Origin of the sequence: Streptomyces sp. RP5T, assembly GCF_003933965.1 — a bacterium.
In the GTDB taxonomy this organism is placed as follows: domain Bacteria; phylum Actinomycetota; class Actinomycetes; order Streptomycetales; family Streptomycetaceae; genus Streptomyces.
This window is the reverse complement of record NZ_RSAJ01001066.1, coordinates 1-1,428: the sequence shown is the minus strand read 5'-3', so window position 1 is coordinate 1,428 and position 1,428 is coordinate 1. Positions and strand designations below refer to the sequence as shown.

At 69.5% G+C, this 1,428-nt stretch carries 1 protein-coding gene; it reads left to right on the top strand.

The annotated features are described in order from the left end of the window. Positions 1-206 precede the first annotated feature (206 nt). Positions 207-1,409 (top strand): IS110 family transposase, encoded by a 1,203-nt coding sequence (locus tag EHS43_RS44505; protein WP_125196053.1) that lies wholly within the window; start codon positions 207-209, stop codon positions 1,407-1,409. The last annotated feature ends 19 nt before the right edge of the window (positions 1,410-1,428 follow it).

Below are 1,428 nucleotides of genomic sequence, written 5' to 3'. Positions count from 1 at the left end.
TCCGTAAGTTGTTAGGCGGCCCGGGAGGGCCGGATGTGGCTTATGGGGTCTTGCCTTCAGTGGCTCCCAAGGAGTGGCCGTCCGGCTCTCCGGGGCGCCCTGGCTGCTGATTGAGATGTGCGCGTCGTGTGCGGTCGCTGATTACGGAGATGACAGCGGGGTGTTCCTCGGGCCGATGGCATGCTGTGCGGAACGAGGAGGGGCGAGTGAGCGAGCGACGGGCCCAGGCCTGGGCCGGTGTGGACGCGGGCAAGGGCCATCACTGGGCGGCGGTGGTCGACGAGACCGGGGCGACCCTGTGGTCGAAGAAGATCGACAACGACGAGTCGGCGATCCTGTCCGCGCTCGGCGAGATCCTCGACCTGGCGGACGAGGTCCACTGGGCGGTGGACATCTCCGGGACGTCCTCTGCGCTGCTGCTGGCGTTGCTCGCGGCCCACGGCCAGCAGGCCGTCTACGTACCGGGCCGCACGGTCAACCGCATGTCGGGGGCCTACCGGGGCGAGGCGAAGACCGACGCCCGCGACGCCTACGTCATCGCCGAAACAGCCCGCCACCGCAGTGACTTCACCACGATCGACGTGCCCGCCCAGCTGGCCGCGGACCTTGCGCTCCTGACTGCTCACCGGGCCGACCTGGTGGCGGACCGGGTGAGGATGATCAACCGGCTCCGCGACGTGCTGACCGGCGTCTTTCCCGCGCTGGAACGGGCCTTCGACTACAGCTCGCACAAGGGCGCCCTGGTGTTGCTGACGGGCTACCAGACGCCGGCCGCGATACGCCGCCGTGGGCGGTCGCGGCTGACCGCCTGGCTCGCCAAGCGGGGCGTGCGCGGTGCCGACGCGGTCGCGGCCACCGCCCTGGAGGCAGCTCAGGCCCAGCAGACCGCTCTGCCCGGCGAGGATGTCGCTGCGCAGATCGTGGCCGGTCTCGCCGAACAGATCCTGACCCTGGACGACCGGCTCAAGCGCATTGACAAGCAGATCAGCGAGACGTTCCGGACCCATCCGCAAGCAGAGATCATCGAGTCCCTGCCCGGCATGGGCCCCATCCTCGGAGCCGAGTTCATCGTCGCGGCAGGCGATCTCGCGGCCTACGCAGACGCCGGCCACCTCGCCTCCGCGGCCGGGCTGGTGCCCGTCCCGCGTGACTCCGGCCGCCGAACCGGCAACCTCCACCGGCCCAAGCGCTACAGCCGCCGCCTGCGGCGGGTGTTCTACATGTCCGCGCAGACCAGCATGATGCGCGAGGGAACGAACCGGGACTTTTACCTCAAGAAGCGCGGCGAAGGCTGCAAACACGTCCAAGCCGTCATCGCCCTGGCCCGTCGGCGGGCCAGCGTCCTGTGGGCGCTCTTGCGTGACGGAAGGATCTTCACCTCCGTCCCGCCGCTCACGCAGGCGGCTTGACTTCGTCATTGAGACTCCT